Annotated in this window: 22 protein-coding genes; 11 read left to right on the top strand and 11 right to left on the bottom strand. The window is 74.8% G+C overall.

What is annotated here, in order from left to right:
• Positions 1–8: 8 nt before the first annotated feature.
• Entirely contained in the window at positions 9–1073 is a 1065-nt protein-coding gene (locus tag FHS88_RS03125) for a glycosyltransferase family 4 protein (RefSeq protein WP_246419211.1), read from the bottom strand.
• Between the two features lie 6 nt (positions 1074–1079).
• On the bottom strand, positions 1080–1889 hold the full coding sequence (locus tag FHS88_RS03120; protein ID WP_184481166.1) for a UDP-2,3-diacylglucosamine diphosphatase: 810 nt from the start codon (positions 1887–1889) through the stop codon (positions 1080–1082).
• A 216-nt stretch (positions 1890–2105) separates the two neighbouring features.
• Between FHS88_RS03120 and FHS88_RS03115 the strand changes: the two genes are divergently transcribed.
• Complete coding sequence (locus FHS88_RS03115) at positions 2106–2987, top strand: diacylglycerol/lipid kinase family protein (RefSeq protein WP_246419208.1); 882 nt, start codon at positions 2106–2108, stop codon at positions 2985–2987.
• 39 nt (positions 2988–3026) lie between these two features.
• On the opposite strand, the gene FHS88_RS03110 is transcribed toward FHS88_RS03115, so the two are convergent.
• Positions 3027–3992, bottom strand: a complete 966-nt coding sequence (locus tag FHS88_RS03110) for a Tim44 domain-containing protein (protein WP_184481164.1) — start codon at positions 3990–3992, stop codon at positions 3027–3029.
• A 150-nt stretch (positions 3993–4142) separates the two neighbouring features.
• Here FHS88_RS03110 and FHS88_RS03105 point away from each other — a divergent pair, with 150 nt between their 5' ends.
• The 6 genes from FHS88_RS03105 to FHS88_RS03080 all read left to right on the top strand — a co-directional run bounded on the left by FHS88_RS03105 (position 4143) and on the right by FHS88_RS03080 (position 9805).
• A complete protein-coding gene (locus tag FHS88_RS03105) occupies positions 4143–5342 on the top strand; it encodes a hypothetical protein (protein WP_184481162.1) in 1200 nt (399 codons plus the stop codon).
• Positions 5339–6520 (top strand): hypothetical protein, encoded by a 1182-nt coding sequence (locus tag FHS88_RS03100; protein ID WP_184481160.1) that lies wholly within the window; start codon positions 5339–5341, stop codon positions 6518–6520. The genes FHS88_RS03105 and FHS88_RS03100 overlap by 4 nt, the downstream gene beginning before the upstream one ends.
• Positions 6521–6613: 93 nt before the next feature.
• Positions 6614–7363, top strand: a complete 750-nt coding sequence (locus FHS88_RS03095; protein WP_246419204.1) for an ABC transporter ATP-binding protein — start codon at positions 6614–6616, stop codon at positions 7361–7363.
• Positions 7360–8187, top strand: a complete 828-nt coding sequence (locus FHS88_RS03090; RefSeq protein WP_184481156.1) for an ABC transporter permease — start codon at positions 7360–7362, stop codon at positions 8185–8187. Before FHS88_RS03095 ends, FHS88_RS03090 begins: the two co-directional genes overlap by 4 nt.
• 56 nt (positions 8188–8243) lie before the next feature.
• Positions 8244–8882: a histidine phosphatase family protein gene (locus tag FHS88_RS03085; protein WP_184481154.1), complete on the top strand. Its 639-nt coding sequence runs from the start codon at positions 8244–8246 to the stop codon at positions 8880–8882.
• 107 nt (positions 8883–8989) lie between these two features.
• On the top strand, positions 8990–9805 hold the full coding sequence (locus tag FHS88_RS03080; protein WP_184481153.1) for a lipid-binding SYLF domain-containing protein: 816 nt from the start codon (positions 8990–8992) through the stop codon (positions 9803–9805).
• A gap of 230 nt (positions 9806–10035) precedes the next feature.
• Here FHS88_RS03080 and FHS88_RS03075 read toward each other — a convergent pair whose 3' ends face one another.
• Genes FHS88_RS03075 through FHS88_RS03065 form a run of 3 tightly spaced genes read right to left on the bottom strand, consistent with a single transcriptional unit; the run spans position 10036 to position 13014 of the window.
• Positions 10036–10797, bottom strand: a complete 762-nt coding sequence (locus tag FHS88_RS03075) for a hypothetical protein (protein WP_184481151.1) — start codon at positions 10795–10797, stop codon at positions 10036–10038.
• Entirely contained in the window at positions 10794–11609 is an 816-nt protein-coding gene (locus tag FHS88_RS03070; RefSeq protein ID WP_184481149.1) for a hypothetical protein, read from the bottom strand. The genes FHS88_RS03075 and FHS88_RS03070 overlap by 4 nt, the downstream gene beginning before the upstream one ends.
• On the bottom strand, positions 11596–13014 hold the full coding sequence (locus FHS88_RS03065) for an FAD-dependent oxidoreductase (RefSeq protein ID WP_184481147.1): 1419 nt from the start codon (positions 13012–13014) through the stop codon (positions 11596–11598). The genes FHS88_RS03070 and FHS88_RS03065 overlap by 14 nt, the downstream gene beginning before the upstream one ends.
• A gap of 46 nt (positions 13015–13060) precedes the next feature.
• On the opposite strand from FHS88_RS03065, the gene FHS88_RS20705 reads away from it, so the two are divergent.
• The 3 genes from FHS88_RS20705 to FHS88_RS03050 are packed head-to-tail and all read left to right on the top strand — an operon-like array spanning position 13061 to position 16769.
• Positions 13061–14785, top strand: a complete 1725-nt coding sequence (locus tag FHS88_RS20705) for a hypothetical protein (protein WP_184481145.1) — start codon at positions 13061–13063, stop codon at positions 14783–14785.
• Positions 14785–15657, top strand: a complete 873-nt coding sequence (locus FHS88_RS03055) for a DUF2272 domain-containing protein (protein WP_184481143.1) — start codon at positions 14785–14787, stop codon at positions 15655–15657. Before FHS88_RS20705 ends, FHS88_RS03055 begins: the two co-directional genes overlap by 1 nt.
• Entirely contained in the window at positions 15654–16769 is a 1116-nt protein-coding gene (locus tag FHS88_RS03050; protein ID WP_184481141.1) for an oxidoreductase, read from the top strand. Before FHS88_RS03055 ends, FHS88_RS03050 begins: the two co-directional genes overlap by 4 nt.
• A gap of 105 nt (positions 16770–16874) precedes the next feature.
• On the opposite strand, the gene phnE (FHS88_RS03045) is transcribed toward FHS88_RS03050, so the two are convergent.
• From phnE (FHS88_RS03045) to phnD (FHS88_RS03025), 5 genes are read right to left on the bottom strand one after another with little or no spacing between them, the layout of a single operon-like run.
• Entirely contained in the window at positions 16875–17687 is an 813-nt protein-coding gene (phnE, locus tag FHS88_RS03045; RefSeq protein WP_456306770.1) for a phosphonate ABC transporter, permease protein PhnE, read from the bottom strand.
• Positions 17688–17694: 7 nt separating this feature from the next.
• Positions 17695–18513: a phosphonate ABC transporter, permease protein PhnE gene (gene phnE / locus FHS88_RS03040; protein ID WP_184481137.1), complete on the bottom strand. Its 819-nt coding sequence runs from the start codon at positions 18511–18513 to the stop codon at positions 17695–17697.
• Entirely contained in the window at positions 18510–19307 is a 798-nt protein-coding gene (gene phnC / locus FHS88_RS03035; RefSeq protein WP_211842638.1) for a phosphonate ABC transporter ATP-binding protein, read from the bottom strand. The genes phnE (FHS88_RS03040) and phnC overlap by 4 nt, the downstream gene beginning before the upstream one ends.
• 22 nt (positions 19308–19329) lie before the next feature.
• A complete protein-coding gene (gene phnD / locus FHS88_RS03030) occupies positions 19330–20307 on the bottom strand; it encodes a phosphate/phosphite/phosphonate ABC transporter substrate-binding protein (RefSeq protein ID WP_184481134.1) in 978 nt (325 codons plus the stop codon).
• 24 nt (positions 20308–20331) lie between these two features.
• Positions 20332–21312, bottom strand: coding sequence for a phosphate/phosphite/phosphonate ABC transporter substrate-binding protein (phnD, locus tag FHS88_RS03025; RefSeq protein WP_184481132.1), 981 nt, complete (start codon positions 21310–21312; stop codon positions 20332–20334).
• 197 nt (positions 21313–21509) lie between these two features.
• On the opposite strand from phnD (FHS88_RS03025), the gene FHS88_RS03020 reads away from it, so the two are divergent.
• Complete coding sequence (locus FHS88_RS03020) at positions 21510–21740, top strand: hypothetical protein (protein ID WP_184481130.1); 231 nt, start codon at positions 21510–21512, stop codon at positions 21738–21740.
• The last annotated feature ends 1 nt before the right edge of the window (position 21741 follow it).

Here is a 21741-nt window from a genome sequence, read left to right as displayed (position 1 = left end):
GCCCTCTCTCACCCGGCGCCGACAGGCACCAGAGTCGCGCGGAACTGTGCCGCGCAGGCCTCCCACGACCAGGCTTCCGCATGCGCCCGGCAGGCCGCCCGGTCGCAGTCGAGCGCCCGCAGGCAGGCCGCGCGCAGGTCCTCGTCCAGCGCGCCGACGCGCGGGTCGGTGATGACATCGAGCGGCCCGGTCACCGGAAAGGCCGCGACCGGCGTGCCCGAGGCGAGCGCCTCCAGCAGCACCAGCCCGAAGGTGTCGGTGCGCGAGGGGAAGACGAAGACATCCGCCCCGGCATAGGAGCGCGCGAGCAGCCCGTTGTCGCGGTAGCCGGTGAAATGCGCCTCGGGGAATCGCGCCTGCAGCCCCGCCCGCGCCGGCCCGTCGCCAACCACCACCTTGGTCCCCGGCAGGTCGAGCGAGAGGAAGGCGGCGATGTTCTTCTCCACCGCCACCCGGCCGGCATAGAGGAACACGGGCCGCGGCAGGCCCTCCCACGCCTCGCGCGGCTCGGGGCGGAAGCGCGAGAGATCGACGCCGCGGGTCCAGGCCCTGACCTTGGTGAATCCCCGCGCCGCCAGTTCCTCGCGCAGCGAGCGCGTGGCCGCGAAGGTGCCCGCGCCCGCCTCGTGGAAACGCCGCATCACCGCCCAGGACCAGCCGAGCGGGATGCGCGTGCGCGCGTGCAGGTATTCGGGGAAGCGCGTGTGGAAGGCGGTGGTGAAGGGCCAGCCGCGCCTGAGGCAGATCGCGCGCATCGCCCAGCCGAGCGGGCCTTCGGTCGCGATGTGCACGACCTCCGGCGCGAAGGCCTCGACCAGCCGGGCAAGCCTGCGGCGCGGCGCGAGCGCGAGGCGGATCTCGGGATAGCCCGGCATCGGCAGGCTCGCGAAGCGGTCCGGCCCGATCACCTCGACCGTGTCGCCGCCCGCGCGCAGATGCTCCACCACCATCGAGAGCGTCCGCACCACGCCGTTCACCTGCGGGAACCAGGCGTCGGAGACGATCAGGATGCGCAGGGGCCCGCGCCGCGCGCCGATGCAATCCGCGGCGAGCGCCGCCATGCCGTCGTCCATGGCGCGTCAGGCGGCCGGCAGCGCCTGCGCCGCGCGGCGCGGCGGCCGCGCGAAGGAGAGGCGGTTCTCGGCCACCCAGTCCACCAGCTCGAACCGCCCGTCCGCGTGCTCGACCAGCGCCGTGCAGGATTCCACCCAGTCGCCGTCGTTCATGTAGAGCACGCCCTGCACGCTGCGCATCTCGGCATGGTGGATGTGGCCGCAGATCACGCCGTCGAGGCCGCGGCGCCGCGCCTCGCCGGCGAGCGCGGTCTCGAAGCGGTCGATCGCCTTCACCGCCTCCTTCACCTGGCGCTTGAGCCACTGGCTGAGCGACCAGTAGGGGTAGCCGAGCCGCCGCCGCGCCGCGTTGAACCAGCGGTTCAGCGTCAGCGCCCAGTCGTAGGCCCAGTCGCCGAGATGCGCGAGCAGCTTGGCGTAGCGGATCACCCCGTCGAACTCGTCGCCATGGATCACCAGGAAGCGGCGGCCGTCGGCGGCGAGGTGCACCGCCTCGCGCTGCAGCCTCACCCCCGCCATCTCGAGCCCGAGCCAGTCGCGGAAGATCTCGTCGTGATTGCCGGGGATGTAGGTCACCTCGGTGCCGTGGCGCGCCATGCGCAGCACGAGGCGGATCACCTCGTCGTGGTCGGGATCCCAGTACCAGGACTTCCTGAGCCGCCAGCCATCCACGATGTCGCCCACGAGGTAGAGGCGCTCGCACTCCACCTTCCGCAGGAAGTCCGCCAGGAAGTCGCAGCGCGCCCCCCGGGTGCCGAGATGGACGTCCGAGAGGAAGATGCTGCGGTAGCGGCGGCGCGGGCTGGCCTCGTGCATGCGGCGCGGTCTCCGTGCGCGGCCGGCCTGCGCGGTTTGCCCCGCGCGGGCCCGGCGGCGTGCTGCAGGTGCGCGGGCGATAGCGCGGGCGGGGCGGCCCGCGCGTGAATCTTGGATGAAGGATGCGGCGCAAGGCCTTGCATGCGGCCCTTGTCATCGTGACGTCGCAGGGCCGTCGCGGCATCGTCATCGCCGCGCTGCCAGAAGCCCTGCCCCATGCCGACGCGCATGCTGATCGTCTTCAACCCCGCCGCGGGCGCGCGCCGCCGCCGCCGGCTGCTGGCCGCGCTCGACCTGCTGCGCGGCCTCGGCATGCGGCCCGAGATCGCCGAGACCGCCCATCGCGGCCATGCCTCGGCGCTGGCGCGGGAGGCGGCGGCGAGCGGCATGCGCATCATCGTCGCCGCCGGCGGGGACGGCACCATCGCCGAGGTCGCGGCCGGCATGGCGGGGTCCGATTCGGCGCTCGGCGTGCTGCCGCTCGGCACGGCGAATGTGCTGGCGCTCGAACTCGGCCTGCCGCGTGCGCCGGAGCGTGCCGCCGCCGTGCTCGCCATGGGCCGCACCGCGCTGCTGCATCCGGGCCTCGCGCGCTGGCCGGACGGGCGCGCGCTGCTGTTCGTGCAGATGCTCGGTGCGGGCTTCGACGCGGCGGTGGTGCATCACCTGCCCGGCGGCCTCAAGCGCGCCATCGGCAAGGGCGCCTATGTGCTGCAGACGCTGCGCGAGATGCCGCGCTACCGCTTCCCGCCCATCCGCGTGGAGGCCGACGGCGAGGGGCTGGAGGCGGCCAGCGTGATCGTGACCAAGGGGCGCCTCTATGCCGGGCGCTTCCTGCTGGCCCCCGGGGCTGATCCGCGCGAGCCGGGCTTCCACCTCGCCCTTTTCCGCGACGGCGGCGCGCTGGCGGCGCTGCGCTACGGCGCGGCGCTGCCGCTCGGCCTGCTGCCGCGCCTGCCCTCGGTCAGCCTGCGCCGGGTGCGCGAGGTGCGCCTCGCGGGCGAGGGCGTGCCGGTCCAGGCCGATGGCGACGCGGCGGGCATGCTGCCCTCCTTCATCGGCCCCGCGCCGCGGCCGCTGCGCATCGTTGTGCCCTGAAGGCGCGCCGCCCGCGCGGGCGGCGCGCCGGCAGGCCGGTCAGCCCGTCTGCTGGATGGCCGAGAGCATCCAGCGCCCGGCCGGCGCCTTGCGCACGAAGGTCCAGAGCTCGGTCGCCGTCTCGCGCTCGGTCGTGCTGCCTTCCACCACCTGGCCGGTGGCGTTGTCGAAGGTCGCGTCGAGCAGCGAGAACCGCATCGCGACGGTGGCGTATTCCTCGTCGCCCTCGCGCCAGGCCTCGGCGAGGTCGCCCTGCTCGAAGCGCAGGTCACGCACCTCGTTGCGCCAGTTGCGCGCCTCGAGGTCGCGCAGGTCCTGCGCGAAGTAGGAGACCATCTCCGGCGTCGCCATCTGGCGCAGCGCCGCGAGGTCGCGGCGCGACCACGCCTCGTTCACCTCCACCAGCAGCCGCTCGAAGGCCTTGTAGTCGGAGGGGCCGATCTCGACCGTGCCGCCTGCGGGCGCGGCGGCCTTCAGCCCGCCGCCCGCGCCCATCGGCTTGAGCCCCTGGGGCGGCGCCTGTGGCGGGGCCTGGAAGGCGAGGCCCTGCTGCGGCCCCTCGGCGACCGCGGGGCGCCGCCCGCGGATCAGGCGCATGACGAACATCACCGCGAGCACGATGAGCCCGATCTGCAGCAGCATGCCGAGGAAGGCGCCGAGCCCCGCGCCGCCGCCGAACAGCCCGTAGCCGAGCAGCGCGCCGATCAGCCCGCCGGCCAGCAGCGCCCCGCCGAAGGAGCCGAGGAAGCCGCGGCTCTGCCCCGCCGCCGCCGCGCCCGGCGCCATGGCGCCGGGCCGCGCCGCGGCGGTGCCGGGCTGGGTCGCCGTGCGATCGAAGCGCTGGGCCGCGCCGGGCGCGGTGTTGGTGGGCGGGGGCGCCTGGTAGGTGCGCTCGCCCCGGCTGCCCGAGGATGCGCGCCCGCCGGCGCGCGCTTCGGCCAGCGCTGGCGCCAGCGCGAGCAGCACGACGGCGAGTGCGGAAAGGATGGTGGCCTGGCGTCGCATGGGTCCGGCTTCTCCTGCGGGTTGTTGCGTTCAATATACGGGCGGGGCGCGCCGATTTCGATTCCCCCGCGCACACGCTTCCTTCACCAGCCCCGCGCATCCTCCCGCCTTGCCCGCGGCGCCAGGCCGCCGCTCCGCAGGATGCAGGGGATGCCGCAGCAGGAGACCGCCGCCGAGATCGGCGCCACGCCCGGCCCGGGCGCGGAGGCGATCCGCCGCGCCCTGCGCGGCCCCCCCGGACGTGCCGCGCTGCGCCTGCCCTGCCCGCCCGCCGGCGGGCCGCGCCGCGTCGCCATCGCCCTGCTCGAGGAAGCCGGGCGCAGCCGCGGCGGCGCCGTGCTCGAATCGGCCGGGGGCGACCTCCTGCTCACCGAGGCCGAGGCGGCGGAGGCCGACCGCATCGCCGCCATCCTCGCCGGCCTGCTCGGCGCCCGCCCCGACCGCTACGACCTGCCGGCCGAGGCGGCGGCGCTGCTCGCCCTGCCGGCCGCGGCTCCGGCCGCCGCGCCGCTCCACCCGCCCACCGCCGCGGGGATCGAGGCCGCGGCCGATGCGCCGCCGCTCGGCTCGCTGCTGCGCCGCGACGGCGTGCTGCATCTCGCCCCCGGCGCCCCGCGCCGCCTCGCGCTGCTGCGTCTCGCCCCCGATCGCGCGGCGCTCGCCGCCGCCCTCGGCGCCGCGGCATCCGATGCGGATCTGCTGCGCCATGCCGAGGCCCGGCTCGCCGCCCGCACGCTCCGCGCGGTGGCCGAGCCCGCCACGCGCGACGCGCTGCTCGGCGGCCCGCCGGCGGTGCCGCTGCTGCTCGACCTGCCGGCCGCCCTGCTGCCGGAGCCCGCACCCGCCGCCGCCGAGGACGCGCCCCCCGCGCCCGTGCTCTACGCCGCGCTCACCCTGGCCGAGGCGCTGGCCGAGGGCCTTTCCGCGCGCGCGGCGGCGCTGCGCGGCGCCGGCTGGGGCCTCGCGGTGCGCGGGCTCGATGCCGCCGCCCTCGGCCTGTTGGCGCCTGCGGCCCTGCCCGCCGACCTGCTGCTGCTGCGCTGGTCCCCCGCCCTTGCCGAGCGCGCCGCCATGGCCGCGCTGCGCCGCCTCGACCCCGCGCGGCTGGTGCTGACCCGCTGCGATGGGGAAGCGGCGCTGGAATGGGGGCTCTCGCTCGGCCTCTCGCGCTTCGCGGGCCCCTGGATCGCCGCGCTGATGGCCGCGACGCGCATGGCAGCCTGCGACCACGCGGCCGGCTGCCGCCGCGCCGAGTGCATCGCCCGCGCCGCCGCCGCCGCCCCGGCGGGCCGGGCGGGCTGCCTCTCGCCGGCGCTGCTGGCCGGCTTCTCGCCTGTCGAGGCGCCGTGAACCTCGCGGAGGTTCCGGTCCTTGGCGCCCTCGGCCCGCCGGTCGGCGGCGGCGCCGCCGTGGCCCTGGCCGGGCTGGTGCGGGAGGCGGTCGCGGCCGGCGTGGAACGGCGCGTGCTGCTGTTCCAGCCCGCCCGCCTCTCCCCCGCGCGCCGCCGCGCGCCCCAGGCGGCGATGCTGCGCGACGCGTGGGAGGGGCTGCGCCGTTCCTCCCGCACGCGCGTCTTCGACCTGCCGCGCGGCGCGCTGGTCGCGCTGGAGGCGCCGCCCGGCCACCACCTCGCGGAGGCGCGCGAAACGCTCGCCGCCATGCTCGACCCGGCCGAGGCGGGGGCGGCGGTGGCGCTGCTGCGCCTGCCCGAGGAAGCCGCCGCCGTTCTCGCCGCGGTCGAGGACGCGCTCGGCCTGACCGCCGCCGCGCGCGCCGCCGCCCCCGCGCCGGCGGGCCGCGCCCCGGATGGCGAGGCGATCGCCGCGGCCGAGCGCGCGCTGGCCGCCGCCGATCTCGGCGCCTTCCTCCGCCACCGCCGCGTCTGCCGCCTGGTGCCGGGCGGCGGCGCGCCGGAGCCGCTGTGGGAGGATCTGCGCCTGTCCCTGCCCGATCTGCGCGATGCGCTGCTGCCGGGCTGCGACCTCGCCGCCGCGCCCGCGCTGTGGCGGCGGCTCCGCCGCACCCTCGACCGCCGGCTGCTCGCGGGCCTCGCGCGGGCGGAGGCGATGCGCGGGCGCGGGCCGCTTTCGGTCGCGCTGGCCCTCGATTCGGTGACCTCGCCCGAGTTCCTGCGGCTCGATGCGCTGTGGCCGGCGGCGCTGCGCGGCGCGCTGACGGTCGCCATCGCGCCGCAGGAGGCGGCGGCCGATCCCGCGGGCTTCGCCTTCGCGCGCGCCTTCCTCGCCGCGCGGGGGCACCGGCTGATGCTGGATGCCGAGGGCCCCGCCGCGGTGCTCGCGATACCCGCATCGCGCGCGGGGGCGGGGCTCGCGCGGCTGCGCTGGTCGGGCGCGCTGCCGCCGCTCGGCTCGCCGGCGGCCGAGGCGCTTCGCGCGGCGCTGCCCGCGGCGCCGGAGGCGGTGGTGCTCGCGGGCGTGGACCGCCCCGCCGCCATCGCCTGGGGCTGGGAGATGGGCATCACCCTGTTCCAGGGCCGCCTGATCGAGAGCCGGCGGCCGCCCGGCTGAGGGCCGTGCCGCCCCGCCGGCCCCGCGCGCGAAGGGCCGCGCCCCCGGCCGGCACGACTTGGCGCGGCCGCGCCGCCGGCCGATATGGATGCCATGGACATCCCGGCACTGCGCGTCGAGGGCCTCAGCAAGGCCTACCGCCCCGGCGACCGCCCGGCGGTGGACGGCCTCACCTTCACCCTGCCGCGCGGCGCGACCTGGGGGCTGCTCGGGGGCAACGGCGCGGGCAAGTCCACCACCATCGCCATGCTGCTCGGCCTGCTGACGCCGAGCGCGGGGCGCGTCATCGCCCTCGGCCACGACATGGCGACCGACCGCTTCGCGGCGCTGGCGCGGATGAACTTCTCCTCCCCCTACATCGCGCTGCCGCACCGGCTGACCACGGTCGAGAACCTGCGCGTCTACGCCCATCTCTACGGCGTGCCGCAGGCCGAGCGGCGCATCGCCGCGCTGGTCGAGGAATTCGCCCTGGGCGACTTCGCCAGCCGCCCCGCCGGGCAGTTGAGCGCGGGGCAGAAGACGCGCGTCGCGCTCGCCAAGGCGCTGATCAACCGCCCCGCGCTGCTGCTGCTCGACGAACCGACCGCGAGCCTCGACCCCGACACCGGGGATTGGGTGCGCGGCGCGCTCGAACGCTACCGGGCCGAGACCGGCGCGGCGATCCTGCTCGCCAGCCACAACATGGGCGAGGTCGAGCGCCTCTGCGCCCATGTCCTGATGCTCAAGGGCGGGCGCGTCGTGGACGAGGGCAGCCCCGCCGCGCTGCTCGCCAGATACGGGCGCGACGACCTCGAGGAGGTGTTCCTCGACATCGCCCGCGGGCGCGAACGGGTGCCGGCATGAGCGCGGGCCGCGAGGCCGCGCCGCAGGGTTCCGCGGCGCGGCGCATCTGGGGGCTGATGTATCGCCACCTCGCGCTCTACCGCCGCTCCTGGCCGCGGCTGTTCGAGCTGATGTACTGGCCGGTGCTGCAGATGGTCGTCTGGGGCTTCGTCACCGCCTATCTCGCGGGGCTGCAGTCCGGCCCGGCGAGCATCGCGGCCGGCGTGCTGCTCGGCGGCGTGCTGCTGTGGGAGGTGACGCTGCGCGCGCAGATGGGCTTCGCGCTGTCCTTCCTCGAGGAGGTGTGGTCGCGCAATCTCGGCCATCTCTTCGTCTCCCCGCTCCGGCCGTGGGAACTGCTCGCGGGGTTCGCCGCGATGAGCGTGCTGCGCACGCTGGTCGGCGTGGGCGCGGCGATGCTGCTCGCCTTCCTGCTCTACGGCTTCGGCATCTGGCGGCTGGGGCCGGTGCTGGTGCTCCATCTCGCGGCGCTGATGGCGATGGGCTGGGCGGTGGCGCTCGGCGTGACGGCGCTGATCCTGCGCCACGGCGCGGGGGCGGAGGCGCTGGCCTGGGGCGTGATGTTCGGCATCGCTCCCTTCGCCGCGGTGTTCTACCCGGTCGCGGTGCTGCCCGGCTGGCTGCAGCCGGTCGCGCTCGCCATCCCCGCGGCGCATGTGTTCGAGGGGATGCGAGCGGCCCTGCTGCACGGCGTGGTGGCCTGGGACCACCTGGCCTGGGCGGTGCTGCTGAACGGCGTGTGGCTCGCGGGGGCGGCGTGGATCTTCCTCGCGCAGTTCCAGGTGGCGCGGGAGCGCGGGGCGCTGCTGAACATCGGGGAGTGACGCGCCGGCGCGCCGCCCGCTGGCCAGCGCCCCCGTTCCGCCCTACAGCAGCGCGCGTGAGCCCGACCCGCTTCTTCCTCGTCCGCCATGCGCTGGTGGAGCCCTCCGCCCGCGCCGTGCTCTACGGTTCCATGGATGTCGCGCTGTGCGACCTCGCGCTGCGGCAGGAGGCGGCGGCCTATCGCTGGCTTGCCCATCGCCTGCCGCAGCCGGCGCGCTGGTTCGTCACCCACCTCTCGCGCACGCGGGCCACGGCGGCCGCCATCTTCGCCGCGGGCTACCCGGAAACGGACCTCGAGGCCGAGCCGGACCTCGCCGAGCAGCATCTCGGCCAGTGGCAGGGCATCCCGCACGAGGCGCTGCCCGCCCTGCTGCGCCACAAGCCGCATCCCTTCTGGCCCCATGCGGGCGAGGAGAAGCCTCCGGGCGGGGAATCCTTCCGCGAGGTGCAGGCCCGCGTCGCCGCCGTGATGGAGCGCATGGCGACGCTGCTCGAAGGGCAGGACGTGGTGATCGTCGCCCATGGCGGCTCCATCCGCGCCGCGCTGGCGCATGCGATGGGCCTCACCCCCGACCAGGCGCTGGTGTTTTCCATCAAGAACCTCTCGCTCACCCGCATCGAGAAGCACGGCCCCGACTGGCGCGTGGCCGCGGTGAACGAGGAGCCCTGGACGCCACCCCCGGCCGAGGCCTGACGGCGCGGGGCGGGCGGCGATCACGGCTTCGCCATGGCGAAACCTTTGTCATGCCCTGGTTAAGGGTCTAGAACAGCGCACAGTCAAAGGCTTGGGGGAAGAGTCTCATGTACCGTCTTGCCATCCTTGCCCTCGCATGCCTTGGCCTGGTGCTCGCCCCGCAGAAGGCCCGCGCCCAGGCCGAGGAACAGGCCCTGGTGGACCGCGCCACCCTCTCGCTGGCCGAGGTCTTCGACCTCGGGGACATGAGCGCCGATGCGCGCTCCCTGCTCGGCCGCGCGCGCGCGGTGATGATCTGCCCGCGCGTCATCCGCGGCGGCTTCGTCATCGCGGGCCAGGGCGGGGACTGCGTGCTGGTCTCGCGCGACGGCAGCGGCTCGTGGTCCTCGCCGGCCTTCTACACCATGGGCGGCGGCTCGATCGGCCTGCAGGTCGGCGTGCAGGACGCGCAGGTCGTCATGCTGATCATGAACGACAAGGCGCTCGATGCCGTGCTCGACAGCCAGTTCCGCATCGGCGCGGATGCCGGCGTCGCGCTCGGCACGCTCGGGCGCGGCATCGCGGGCTCGACCACGGCGGCGGTCGGCGCGGACATCGTGACCATCGCGCGCGCGCGGGGGCTTTTCGCGGGCATCTCGCTCGACGGCAACCTGCTCTCGGCCCGCAGCCAGTCCATGCGCGCCTATTTCGGCCGCGACGTCTCCCCGCGCCAGGTCGTGGTGGGGATGGAGGCGCACAACCCGGCCAGCGACCCGCTGCGCGCGGCGCTGATGCGGCTCTCGGCCGGCAATGGCGGCTCGGCGCCGGCGGCGCAGCCGCAGGGCTCGGCCCCCCCGCGCGAGGTGATCACCCCGGCGCCGGGCGGCGGCACGGCCCCGCGCGTGCAGCAGGAGAGCCTGCCGGCGCCACCGCGCAGCCGCTGAAGGCGGGCGGCGCGCGCCGGCCCCTGCGTGCCGGCACGGCCATGCGGGTGATCGGCCTGCGCGTTCCGCGCTCCCCCGCCGTGCGGCACGGATGGTGAGGGCGAGGGCGCGCCTTCACCACACATCGCGCCAGCGCCGCATCCCGTGCATCAAGGCCGGCCATGGCCTCCGGTTTCGCCCTCCGCCGCCCCGCCTCGCATGCCGAAGGGGGCCGCTCCGGCCGGGCCGGGCTATTCCAGCGTCACCCGTGTGGGCGTCACCACCACGCCGTTCGACCGCCCGGCGGCGTTGAAGGTCTCGATCCGCGTCACGTAGGACTGCGCCACCACCATCCCCGTGGGCACGTCCACCGCGATGCGCGCGAAGATCGCCACCCGCGTCTCGGACTCCCGCAGCCGGCCCGCCAGCGCCACGCCGCAGCGCGCCACCAGCACCGGCCGCTGCGCGAGTTGCGCGGTCCCCTCCGGCTCGCAGTCCATCCCGCGCGGCGACCCTTCGATCGGGATGGCGAATGTGCCGCGCGGCGCGACCGTCCGGCGCGGCAGGCTGACCGCGGCGAACTGCGCGCGCCAATAGGCCACCAGCCCGTCGCGCCCGGCATCCGGGGGCGGCGCGGAGCCGTCCGAACGCACCGCGCGGAACTCCGCGACCACGCCGTCCACCGTGCGCAAGGCCGAGACGCGCAGCCCCGAGCGCGGTTGCACCAGGGTCAGGCGCATCCCCGCGCCCTCGGGCCGCGCCTCGCCAACCGCGAGGCAGTCGCGCTGCGGCGGGCGGCCCGGCTGCGTCACCTGTTCGCGGCAGAGGTTCCGCCACGGCCCCCAGGCCGAGCCGCCGATCGCGACCGGCGCGCCGGACGGCCTCACCTGCCCTTCGATCGGCAGCGCCGGCGCGGCCGAGCGCCATTCGGCGCCACCCCCCTGCGCCCGGGCCCCCGGGCCGAGCAGCGCGAGCAGGGCCACCGCCGCCCCTCCGGCGCGCCGCCCGCTCATTCCAGCCTCTGCGCCGAGAAGCCGCGCTGCACCAGCGGCTCCTGTCCCGGCCGGGCGGTCACGATATGCGTCGCATAGCTGTGGCGCACCACCATCCCGGTGCCGGTGTCGATGGCGAAATGCCCGCCGAGCCCGACCGTCGTCGTGCCCGGCGCCTGGTCGAACCGCGCGCGGCCGGCGCAGGAGGCGACCAGCGCCTCGCGCCCGTTGATGGTGGCGAGCCCCCGCGGCGTGCAGGCGAGGCCCCGCTCGCCTTCCAGGTAGCGGATGTCCGGCGCCACCCCTTCGAGCGGCAGCGGCATGATGAAGACGGCGGCGGGCCGCACCTCGGTGCGCTCCATCGCATTCGCCGCGACCGCGGTGCGCAGGACCTGCGCGAGATGCGCCGCGACCTCCGGCGGCGGGCGGTCGAGCTCCGGCGGGATGTGCAGCTCGGCCTCTCCCACCTGGCCGCGCCCGTCGCGCGTGAGGGTGAAGCTGACGGGGTGGCGGCCGGCCCGCGGCTCGATCCGCAGCGTCAGGCGCCAGACGCCCCCGGCCTGTTCGTCCGCCTCCACCACATCGAGGCAGCTCGCCGAGGTGAGCGGGCCCGGGCGGTCATCCCGCGCCGCGGCGCGCCTGTCCACGCACATCCGCCGGAACGGGCCCCAGCCCGCCCCGCCGAGCGTCACCGGCGCATCCATCGCGGCGACAGGCCCGCCGAGGTCAAGCGCCGGGGCGCGCCGCACCAGCGCCGCCGTCTCCTCCGCGCGCGCATCCGCAAGCGGCAGCAGCAGGCCGAGGCCGAACAGCCAGGCCCTAGGCAGGCGCATCGGCGCTCTCGCGCAGATGCGCCCCCTGCCGGCGCAGCGCGGCCTGCAGCGCCGCCACATCCACCGCGCGCGGCTCCACCCCGGCATCGGCGGCGAGCGCCGCCGCCGCGCCCGAGGCCTGGCCGGTCAGCCAGCATTGCGGGATCTCGCGCAGGAAGGAATGCGAGGTCGCGTCGCAGGCCAGATGCCGCCCCGGCGCGAGCAGCCCGTCCAGCCGCTCGGGCACCAGCGCGCCATAGGGCACCGACACATTGGCGAATTTCGGCGCGAGCGAGGGCGAGACGCCGATCTCGTCCGCATGCACCCGCCCGTCCCAGCCTTCGCGGGTCACCGCCGCCACGCCGCGCAGCCGCCGCGCGTGGCGCACGCCGATCTGCGGCGCGCTCAGCATCAGCGTCGCGTTCTCGAAGCCCGGCGCGTCGCGGCGGTAGATCCGAAGATGCTCGAGCATCAGGCGGTGGCTGCGGATCTCCACCTCGGTCAGGTCGTCCACCTGCGTCGCGTCGTAGCCCGACAGCCGCGGCCCCATGAACAGCGCCACGTCGTCGCGCCAGGAGGCGAAGGCCTTGTCGAACAGGCCGATCTCGGCCTTGGCGCGGGCCATGAAGTCGGAGAACTCCGCCGGCTTCTCCGCCCGCCAGGCGAGGTAGCGCGGCATGTCCACATGGGCGAAGAGCCAGGCGGTGTTGATGCAGTGGTGGATGTCGCGCTCGTCGGTGTCGCTGTCGGATGCCGCGCCGGCGCGGTGGAACAGGTCGCCATCCCCCGTCGCGTCCACCACCACCTTCGCGAGCACCGCGCGGCGGCCCTGCTTGCTCTCGAACACCGCGCCGCGCACCGCGCCATCCTGCAGCACCGGCTCCGCGCCCCAGGCGTGGAAGATCACCTCCGCCCCGGCCTCGAGCACCATCTCGAGCGCGGTCGCCTTCATCCATTCAGGGTCGCAGGTGGGCGAATGGGTCACGATGCCGTGGAAGGCGGCCGAGCGCACCGCCCACCAGGCGGCCGTCGCGGCATCGCGCGAACCCCAGGCCGAGGGCGGCGGACCGGCCACCGCATCCTTCGGCAGCCGGTCGAGATACTCCTCCGCGAAGCCGCGGATGACCTTGCGGCCCTCCCAGTCGGTCATGCGGTCGATCCAGATCACCAGGCCGCCGGTCGAAAGCCCGCCGAGATGGTTGTAACGCTCGAGCAGGATGGTCCGCGCCCCGAGCCGCGCGGCCGCCACCGCCGCCGCCGTGCCGGCGGGGCCGCCACCCACCACCAGCACGTCGCATTCCGCGTGCACCGGCACCTCGCGCGCCGCCTCGCGCACCGTCCTGCCGGTCGGCGCCCGCCGCGGCCCGCGCGCGGTCGCGAAGACCTCGGACTGGAAGAAGAGGCGCCCGCCTTCCCTGCTTTCCATGCCCCACCCTATCCCGCCCCCGCATGCGGCGGCTAGAACGCGCGCCATGACATTCGCCGGAGCGGACGCGGTGCGGGAGGGTCTGTTGCGCGGTCTCGCGCGCTTCGTCGCCCCCGCGCGGGCGGGCGAGGACCTGGTTCCCGCCTTCGCCGAGCGCCCCGGCGGGCGGGACTTCGACCTCGCCGCCAATGCCGCCGCGGCCGAGGCCCTGGCCCAGCCCATGCTCGGCGGCGGCGAGGGCGCGGCCGCGCTGCTGCTCGCCCATGCCGCGGGCGACGCGCCGCCGCCGCGCCTGCTCGCCCCCGCCCGCCTCGTGGTCGAGGACGCGACCCCCGCCCGCTTCCGCCTGTCCACGCCGCACCACCGCTTCGACGGCGACCTCACCCGCGGCGAGATCCGCCAGCACCTGCACGGGGAGGAGGGGCCGCCCGCGCTGCTGCACAGCGGGAACATCGTCGAGTTCGCCTGGAACGGCGCCTCGCACGGCGTGGATGTCGAGGAGAGGATCGTGGACGCCGGCATCGAGCGCGACGGCGCCGGCGCGCTGCTCTGGCACGAGAGCGCCATCGCCGCGCCCGACGATCCCGCCCGCCTCCTCGCGCGGCTGCGCTACGCCTATGCCGTGCATCCCGCCACGCCGGAGGTGACGCTGACCGTCACCCTCGCGCCGCTGCCCGGCATCGTGCTGGAGGATGCCCGCATCACCACCGCCTGCGATGCCATGAGCCCCGGCGGCACCGTCACCTATGGCCGCGTGGTGCTCGGCGAGGAGGAGGCACCGCGCGAGGTCACCATCCCCGCGGGCGGCGATGTCCCGGTGCAGGAGGGGCCGGTGCCCTACTACCGCGCCTGCCAGCTCCGCACCCCCTCCCGCGCCCTGCGCCTGATCGTCCGCCCCGAGGGGCCGGCCACGATGCAGGGCATCCGCTCCACCGCCCCCGCGCCGGGCCGGCTGCACTGGCTGCTCACGCGCTATGCCGCGCCGCGCGCCGAGGCCGCGGCGCCGCTTGTGGCTCGCGAGCGGCGGCTGCTGCTGCGCGGCCTCGATTCCCCCATCGCCGCGCCGCGCGGCGCCGATGCGGCGCAGCCCGCCTGCCCCGCGCGCCTCGCCGCCGCGCTGGCCGCCCGCGCCGCGCTCGCGCCCCCCGCCGGGCGCGAGGCCCTCGCCGCCGCGGCGCGCCGCCTGCTCGCCGCCATCGGGGCGGAGGAGAGCGCGCCCGCGCCGCTCGCCTGGGCCGTCATCGCCGCCGCCCGCCTCGCGCCGCTGGCCGGCGGCCCCGCGGCCGGGCCGTTCCTGGACCGCCTGCTCGCCACCGCCCGCGACGGGGTGTTCCGCGAGCCGGGGGAGGCGCCGCCGCGCATGGCCGACCACGCCGCCGCGCTGCTCGCCCTGGTCCATGCCCTCGCGCTTGGGCAGCGGGTGGCCGCGCCGCTGCGCGCGGGCCTCGCCGCGCTGCGCCTCGTCACCCTGCCCGGCGCGCGCGACGGCATCGAGGTGCCGCATGGGCCGGCCGAGACGACCGAGGATCTCGGCCTGCTGCTCCGCGCCCTGCGCGCCGCCCAGGCGGCGCAGGCGGCGGGGGCACTCGCGCTGCCGGCGGAGGAGGGCCGGCGCCTCGGCTTCCTCGCCGACCTCGCCCGCCGCTTCCTCGAAGCGCGGCTGCGCCCGGACGGCGACGCCATCCTCGCCGCGGGCGGCCCGGCCGCGCAGGCCGCCGCGCTCGCCGCCCTGGTCCCGCCCGAGGGCCTGCTGCGCTGGAACGCCGCGTGATGCGGGGCATTGCCCGTCCCGCGCGGCGCGCCGCGCGCCCGGCGGCGGGCATCAGGCCGCTGGCGCTGCTGCTGCCGGCGCTGCTGCTCGCCGCCTGCGTCGCCCCGCCCCCGCCGCCGCCCGTGCCGCCGCTCGCCTACCCGCCCGCGGCGCGCGAGCGGATGCTGCGCATCGCCCAGGCCGAATGGGAGGATTGGGGCCGTCTCCGCGCCGAGGCGATGCCCCGCGACCGGTTGCCCATCCCCGGCACGCTGGAATCGGATGCCGCCAACTTCCCCCGCGTGCTCGCCTATTGGCGCGCCCTGCCGGAGGCCGAGGGGGCGGCCGCCATCGCGCGCAACCGCGCCCGCTACGCCGCGGGCAGCACCGATCTCTGGCGCGAGCCCGCCTGGTCCGCCGCCTTCATCTCCTTCGTGATGCGCGCGGCCGGGGTGGATGCGCGGGAGTTCCCGCCCTCGGCCGCGCATGCCTTCTACCTCGACGCGCTGATCGCCGACGCCGAGCGCTTCCCCGCCACCGCGCCCTTCATCCCGCACGAGCCCGGCGCGCGCGCCCCGCGCGTGGGTGACCTCGTCTGCGCCGACCGCTCCGCGAGCCCCATCCGCTCCTGGCGCCAGCGCGCGGCCGATGGCGGGCGTTTCCGCCCGACGCATTGCGACATCGTGGTGCGCGTGGGCCCCGGCTTCGTCGAGGCGATCGGCGGCAATGTCCTCGACGCCGTGACGCTCTCGCGCTTTCCGACGGACGCCGCCGGCCGGCTGCTTCCCCGCCCCCGCGGCGAGCCCACATGGTTCGCCGTACTCGAGAACCGGCTGGGCTGCCTGCCCCCCTGGTCCTCTCCATCCTGCAACACCGAGGGTCCTTCAACGTGACCGATCTCTTCTCGCCCCTGACGCTGCGCGGCGTCACCTTCAGGAACCGCATCGGCGTCTCGCCCATGTGCATGTATTCGTGCCGCGACGACGGGGTGCCGACCGACTGGCATCTCGCCCATCTCGTGCAGCGTTCGGTCGGCGGCGCCGGCCTCGTCATCACCGAGGCCTCCGCGGTCGTGCCCGAGGGCCGCATCACCCCGGGCGATGTGGGCATCTGGTCGGAGGCGCATGTCGCGCCCCATGCGCGCATCGTGGAGGCCATCCACGCCACCGGCGGCGTCGCGGGCATCCAGATCGCCCATGCCGGCCGCAAGGCCTCGCGCCAGCCGCCCTGGGGCCGCGGACCGGCCGAGCCCTCCTGGACCTGCCTCGCGCCCTCGGCCGAGGCCTTCGACGATTTCGCCGTCCCCCACGCCATGACCGAGGCCGAGATCGGCGCCACCATCGCCGCCTTCGCCGATGCCGCGCGGCGCTCGGTGCAGGCGGGCTACCGCTTCATCGAGATCCATGGCGCGCATGGCTACCTGACGCACCAGTTCCTCAGCCCGCTCTCCAACCGCCGCAACGATTCCTGGGGCGGCGACTTCGAGGGCCGCACCCGCTTCGCTCGCGAGGTCACGGCCGCGGTGCGCGCCGCCATCCCCGCCGACCTGCCGCTCGCCATCCGCATCTCCCACACCGACTGGGTCGAGGGCGGCTGGACGACGGAGGAGAGCGTGGAACTCGCCCGCCGCCTCAAGGCGCTCGGGGTGGATCTCGTGGATGTCTCCTCGGGCGGGCTGGATGCGGGGCAGAAGATCCCGCTCGGCCCGGGCTACCAGGTGCCGGGGGCGGAGGCGGTGAAGCGCGGCGCCGGCATCCCCGTCGCCGCGGTCGGCCTGATCACCGAGCCGCAGCAGGCGCAGGACATCCTGACGGCGGGCCAGGCGGACCTGATCCTGCTCGCCCGCGCGGTGCTGCGCGATCCCTACTGGCCGATGCGCGCGGCCGCGGCGCTCGGCCGCGTCGAGGCGCTGGCGATCCCGCCGCAATACGAGCGCGGCTGGAACACGCTCGGGAAGTGGCGGATGGACACGGCCATCGCCGCGCCGATGCGCGCGCTCGGGTAAGGCGCGGCGGGGAGGGGCGCGGCCCCTCTCCGCTTCCCAACCCGCGAAAGCCGAAAGGGGCCGCGGGCGCCCTTCGCCGCGCCGGCATCGTCCGGCGCGGGCGGCTCAGATCACCGCATGCCGCACCCGCGCGGACACCCATTCGCTGACCACGACGGTGCCGAGGATCAGGATGAAGATCATCGTCACCTGCGGCCAGGCGAGGGTGTTGATCGAGGCCTGCAGCTGCATCCCGATCCCGCCCGCGCCGACGAGGCCGAGCACCGTCGCCTCGCGGATGTTGATGTCCCAGCGGAACACGCTGATTCCCGCGAAGGCCGGCATGATCTGCGGCACGATGGCCCAGGCGAGCACCTGCGGGTTCGAGGCCCCGGTGGCGGTGACGGCCTCGACCTGGGTGCGGTCGATCTCCTCGATCGCCTCGTAGGTCAGCTTGGCGATGAAGCCGACCGAGCGCAGCCCGATGGCGAGGATCCCCGCCAGCATCCCGGGGCCGAAGACGATGACCAGGATCAGCGCCCAGATCAGCGAGTTGATCGAGCGGGAGGAGACGATCAGGAACAGCATCACCGGCCGCACGAACAGCACCGACGGCGTGGTGTTGTGCGCGGCGAGGAAGGCCATAGGGAAGCCGATCGCGATGGCGAGCAGCGTGCCGAGGGTGGCGATGTTGATGGTGTCCCACATCGGCTTCCACAGCACATCCGCGTAGGTCCAGGCCGGCGGGAACATCCGCTGCACGAGGTCGGCGCCCTGCGTGGGCGCATCCCAGACGAAGGCCCAGATGGTGCGGCCCGAGATGAACTCGAAGCAGGCGACGGTCAGCGCGAGGCCCGCGAGCCACGCGCCCCAGACGGCGAAGTCGCCCGCCGTGGTGCGGCGGCGCCACTCGGGCAGGTCGTCGGCGGTTCTGCTCACCGGCATCTCACTGCACCTTCCGCCGGATCCAGGAGGAGGAGTATTCGGCCGCGAGCACGATCGCGATGATGACGATCAGGATCGCCGCGGCGGTGTCGAACTCGTAGCGGTCGAAGGCGGTGTTCAGCGTGTCCCCGATGCCGCCCGCGCCCACGAGGCCGAGCACCGCGCTCTCGCGGAAGTTGATGTCGAGGCGGTAGGCCGAAAGCCCGATCAGCCGCGGCTTGACCTGCGGCAGGATCCCCCAGGCCAGGAGCTGGAACCAGGAGGCGCCGGTCGCGCGCACCGCCTCGGCCTGTTCCTCGGCGATGTCCTCGATGTCCTCGGCGATCAGCTTCGCCATGAAGCCGATGGTCGCGAAGGAGAGCGTCAGCATCCCCGCGAGCGGCCCGAAGCCCACCATCGCCACGAAGACGATGGCGATGATGATCTCCTGGAAGGTGCGGCTGATGGCGATGATGGCGCGGCAGAAGAGGTAGATGGGCAGCGGCGCCAGGTTGCGCGCCGCCCCCACCGCCACGGGGATGGACAGCGCCACGCCGATGACGGTGGAGACGACCGTCATGGTCAGGCTCTCCATCAGGCCTTCCATGATGTCGTGCCGCTTGGTCACGAAATCGGGCGGGAAGAAGCCGGCGATGAAGCGCGCGCCGCGCTCGAGCCCCTCGGCCGCGCGGGCCCAGTTGACCTCGAGCGTGCCGACCGCGAGCAGCGCGTAGAGCAGCGCCCCGCCATAGATGGCGTAGCGCAGCAGCGGCGAGGCGATCAGCGGCGGCGGCCGCCAGGCGCGCGCGGCGGCGGCGGCGTCGAAGGCCGTCGCACTCATGCCGGGACGGCCTCTTCCTCGTCCTCCTCGACGGCGCGGATGGTCTGGGACCAGTCCTCCTCGCCGTAGATGGTGGTCAGCACCTCGGGCGTGAGTTCGGTGGCCGGGCCGTCGAAGACGATCTCGCCCGCGCGCAGGCCGACGATGCGGCGCGCGAACTGCTGCGCCAGCGCCACGTCGTGGATGTTGATGATGGCGGCGAGCCCCCGCTCCTCGCACAGTTCGAGGATCAGCCGCATGATCTGGCGCGAGGTCTTGGGATCGAGGCTCGCGGTCGGCTCGTCCACCAGCAGCAGTTGCGGGTCCTGCATCAGCGCCCGCACGATGCCCACGCGCTGCCGCTGCCCGCCCGAGAGCGCATCGGCGCGCTTGTCCACCATGTGGTCGAGGCCGACGCGGTGGAGCAGGCGGAAGGCCTCCTCCACGTCGCGGCGGGGAAAGCGGCGGAACCAGGAGGACCAGAAGCCGACATAGCCGAGCCGGCCGGAGAGCACGTTCTCCATGACCGTCAGGCGCTCGACCAGCGCGTATTCCTGGAAGATCATGCCCATGCGCCGCCGCGCGCGCCTGAGCGCGGCGGCGCCGAGGCCGGTGATCTCCGTCCCGTCGAGCACGACGCTGCCCGAGGTCGGCTCCACGAGCCGGTTCACGCAGCGGATCAGCGTGGACTTGCCCGCCCCGGAAGGGCCGATCAGCGCCATCACCTGGCCCTTCGGCACTTCGAGGTTCACGCCCTTCAGCGCGAGATCCCCTGTCGGGTAGCGCTTGGTCAGCCCCGAGAGAGTGAGCAGCATCGTGCGCGCGGCCCCCTTCACGTCACTGGCAACGGTACTGGACGCCGAGCGCCGCATCCACCTGGCGCACCACCTCCCAGTGCTCGCGGTAGGTGATGGGCAGGAACTTCTGCATCGGCGGCACCGCGTTGCCGAACTCGCGCGCGAGCGCCGAGCCCTCCCAGGGGAAGGTGAAGAAGGCCTCGCGGATGCGTTCCTGCAGCGCGGGCGTGAGGTTGTGCGCGAGGCCGTAGCCGGTGGTGGGGAAGGTCGCGCTCTTGTAGATGGTGCGGAACTGGTCGGCGCGCACGACGTTGCGCGCGATCATGCGCGCCATCACCTCGTTGGCGATGGCCGCCGCGTCGTAGTCGCGGTTGGCGACACCGATCACGCTGTTCTGGTGGCTGCCCGAGAAGGCGGTGCGGAAGTCGCGGTCGGCCAGCATGTTGAACTGGTCGCGCAGCAGCACCTGCGGGGCGCGGAAGCCCGAGTTCGAGGTCTGCGAGGTGAAGGCGAGCGTGCGCCCGCGCAGATCCTCCATGCGCTGGATCGGGCCGTCCGCGCGCACGATCACTTCCATCTCGTAGCCGAACTGCCCGTCATTGCTCGCCATCACGGCGAAGGGCACGAAGCCCGCGCAGTTCACCGCGAGCGGCGTGCCGCCGGTGTTGAAGCCGGCGATGTGCAGCCGCCCAGCGCGCATCGCCTCGATCTGCGCGGCGTTGTTCTGCACCGCGAAGAACTGCGTGCGCTTGCCGGTCAGGCGCGAGAGATGCGCGAGGAACCCGTCGAAGACCGAGCGGTACATCGCCGGGTCCTCGACCGGGGTGTAGGCGAAGACCAGCACGGCGGGGTCCACCTGCTGGCGCGGGTCGGTCGGCGTGTCGGCGACGAGGTCGCCATCGCGGTCGCAGAAGCGCGCATCGAGCGCGCCGCGCGGGCAGTCCTGGGGCGCCTGCGCGAAGGCGGGGACGGAGAGGCCGAGGCCGCAGGCCGCGGCGAGGATCAGGCGGCGAAGCATCGCTGTCGTTCCTTACTTCGCGGTTCAGCGGCAGGTGTAGCGGACGTTCATGGCCTCATCGATCTGCCGCACCACGTTCCAGTGCTGGCGGTAGGTGATGGGCATGAAGCTCTGGGCCGGCGGGACGTTCTTCTCGAACTCACGCAGCAGGGCCGTGCCTTCCCAGTTGAAGGTCTCGAAGGCGCGGCGGACATTGGCCGCGAGCGCCGGCGCGAGGTTGTGCGCATGCCCGTAGGCGGTGGTCGGGAAGGGCTCGGAGCGGTAGATCGTGCGCAGCCGAGCAGGGTCCACCGCGTTGCGCGCGACCATGCGGGTCAGCACCGAGTTCGCGATGGCCGCGGCGTCGTAGTCGCGGTTCGCGACGCCGATGATCGAGTTGTCGTGCCGGCCGGAGAAGGCGGCGCGGAAGTCGCGGTCGGCGACCAGGCCGAACTGCCGCTCGAGCAGCGCCGAGGGCGCCTTGAAGCCGGAATTCGAGGTCTGCGCCGTGAAGGCGACGAGCCGCCCGCGCAGATCCTCCATGCGCTGGATCGGGCCGTCAGCCTGCACGATGATGTCCATGGTGTAGCCGTATTCGCCGGTGCGGCTGGCCATCATGGTGATGGGCACGAAGCCCGCGCAGTTGACCGCGAGCGGCGTCGAGCCGGTGTTGAAGCCCGCCACGTGCAGGCGGCCGGCGCGCATCGCCTCGATCTGCGCGGCATTGGACTGCACGGCGAAGAACTGCACGCGCTTGCCGGTGGTCCGCGCGAGATGGTCGAGGAACTCCTGCCACACCGCGCGATAGACCGCCGGATCCTCGACCGGCGTGTAGGCGAAGATCAGCACCGGAGGGTCCACCTGCTGGCGCGGGTCGGTCGGGGTATCGGCGACGAGGTCACCGTCGCGGTCGCAATAGCGGGCATCGAGCGTGCCGCGCGGGCAATCCTGCGCCTGCTGCGCCGTCGCCGCGGCGGGCGCGCCCATCAGCGCCAGCGCCAGCAATCCAAAGAGGCGTCGAATCATCTCCGGCTTTCTCCCTGTTCCGAGATCGGGGGTCTCGGCTGCGGATTAGACAAGCACGGCGGCTGTGTCTGTGACAGCCCGATGAAACATGCTGCGCTGCGGCACCCCCTGGCCAATCGGGCCGGTTCGCGCCTATCTGCCCCCGCGCCGGGCCAGCCGGCCTTTGGTTCAACAGCAAAACGGGCAGAGCCGATCCGATGACCCCCCAGGGCCCCGTCCACCTGCGCTGGCGCGCTTCCGGCGCCGCGCCCGAGATCGAGACCTTCCCCGACCTCGACGCCGCGCTCGACGCGGTGGAGGAGCGGTGGGAGGAACTCCAGCACCAGGCGCCGCAGATCCTCGACCACCGCAAGATCCTGCTGATCAGCACCGAGCAGCTGAAGGCGGCGATCATCGAGGAGGGCGAGGAGGAACCCGGCGCGGCCTGAC

The sequence above is a fragment of the Neoroseomonas alkaliterrae genome (assembly GCF_014199195.1).
GTDB lineage: Bacteria > Pseudomonadota > Alphaproteobacteria > Acetobacterales > Acetobacteraceae > Neoroseomonas > Neoroseomonas alkaliterrae.
This window is presented reverse-complemented; position numbering and strand designations above follow the sequence as displayed.

What these genes read in the sequence shown, in the direction of transcription:
- FHS88_RS03125 (WP_246419211.1), bottom strand. Translation starts at nt 1,073, where the DNA reads ATGGACGACGGCATGGCGGCGCTCGCCGCGGATTGCATCGGCGCGCGG.
- FHS88_RS03120 (WP_184481166.1), bottom strand. Translation starts at nt 1,889, where the DNA reads ATGCACGAGGCCAGCCCGCGCCGCCGCTACCGCAGCATCTTCCTCTCG.
- FHS88_RS03115 (WP_246419208.1), top strand. Translation starts at nt 2,106, where the DNA reads ATGCCGACGCGCATGCTGATCGTCTTCAACCCCGCCGCGGGCGCGCGC.
- FHS88_RS03110 (WP_184481164.1), bottom strand. Translation starts at nt 3,992, where the DNA reads ATGCGACGCCAGGCCACCATCCTTTCCGCACTCGCCGTCGTGCTGCTC.
- FHS88_RS03105 (WP_184481162.1), top strand. Translation starts at nt 4,143, where the DNA reads ATGCCGCAGCAGGAGACCGCCGCCGAGATCGGCGCCACGCCCGGCCCG.
- FHS88_RS03095 (WP_246419204.1), top strand. Translation starts at nt 6,614, where the DNA reads ATGGACATCCCGGCACTGCGCGTCGAGGGCCTCAGCAAGGCCTACCGC.
- FHS88_RS03090 (WP_184481156.1), top strand. Translation starts at nt 7,360, where the DNA reads ATGAGCGCGGGCCGCGAGGCCGCGCCGCAGGGTTCCGCGGCGCGGCGC.
- FHS88_RS03080 (WP_184481153.1), top strand. Translation starts at nt 8,990, where the DNA reads ATGTACCGTCTTGCCATCCTTGCCCTCGCATGCCTTGGCCTGGTGCTC.
- FHS88_RS03075 (WP_184481151.1), bottom strand. Translation starts at nt 10,797, where the DNA reads ATGAGCGGGCGGCGCGCCGGAGGGGCGGCGGTGGCCCTGCTCGCGCTG.
- FHS88_RS03070 (WP_184481149.1), bottom strand. Translation starts at nt 11,609, where the DNA reads ATGCGCCTGCCTAGGGCCTGGCTGTTCGGCCTCGGCCTGCTGCTGCCG.
- FHS88_RS03065 (WP_184481147.1), bottom strand. Translation starts at nt 13,014, where the DNA reads ATGGAAAGCAGGGAAGGCGGGCGCCTCTTCTTCCAGTCCGAGGTCTTC.
- FHS88_RS20705 (WP_184481145.1), top strand. Translation starts at nt 13,061, where the DNA reads ATGACATTCGCCGGAGCGGACGCGGTGCGGGAGGGTCTGTTGCGCGGT.
- FHS88_RS03055 (WP_184481143.1), top strand. Translation starts at nt 14,785, where the DNA reads ATGCGGGGCATTGCCCGTCCCGCGCGGCGCGCCGCGCGCCCGGCGGCG.
- phnE (WP_184481137.1), bottom strand. Translation starts at nt 18,513, where the DNA reads ATGAGTGCGACGGCCTTCGACGCCGCCGCCGCCGCGCGCGCCTGGCGG.
- phnC (WP_211842638.1), bottom strand. Translation starts at nt 19,307, where the DNA reads ATGCTGCTCACTCTCTCGGGGCTGACCAAGCGCTACCCGACAGGGGAT.
- phnD (WP_184481134.1), bottom strand. Translation starts at nt 20,307, where the DNA reads ATGCTTCGCCGCCTGATCCTCGCCGCGGCCTGCGGCCTCGGCCTCTCC.
- phnD (WP_184481132.1), bottom strand. Translation starts at nt 21,312, where the DNA reads ATGATTCGACGCCTCTTTGGATTGCTGGCGCTGGCGCTGATGGGCGCG.
- FHS88_RS03020 (WP_184481130.1), top strand. Translation starts at nt 21,510, where the DNA reads ATGACCCCCCAGGGCCCCGTCCACCTGCGCTGGCGCGCTTCCGGCGCC.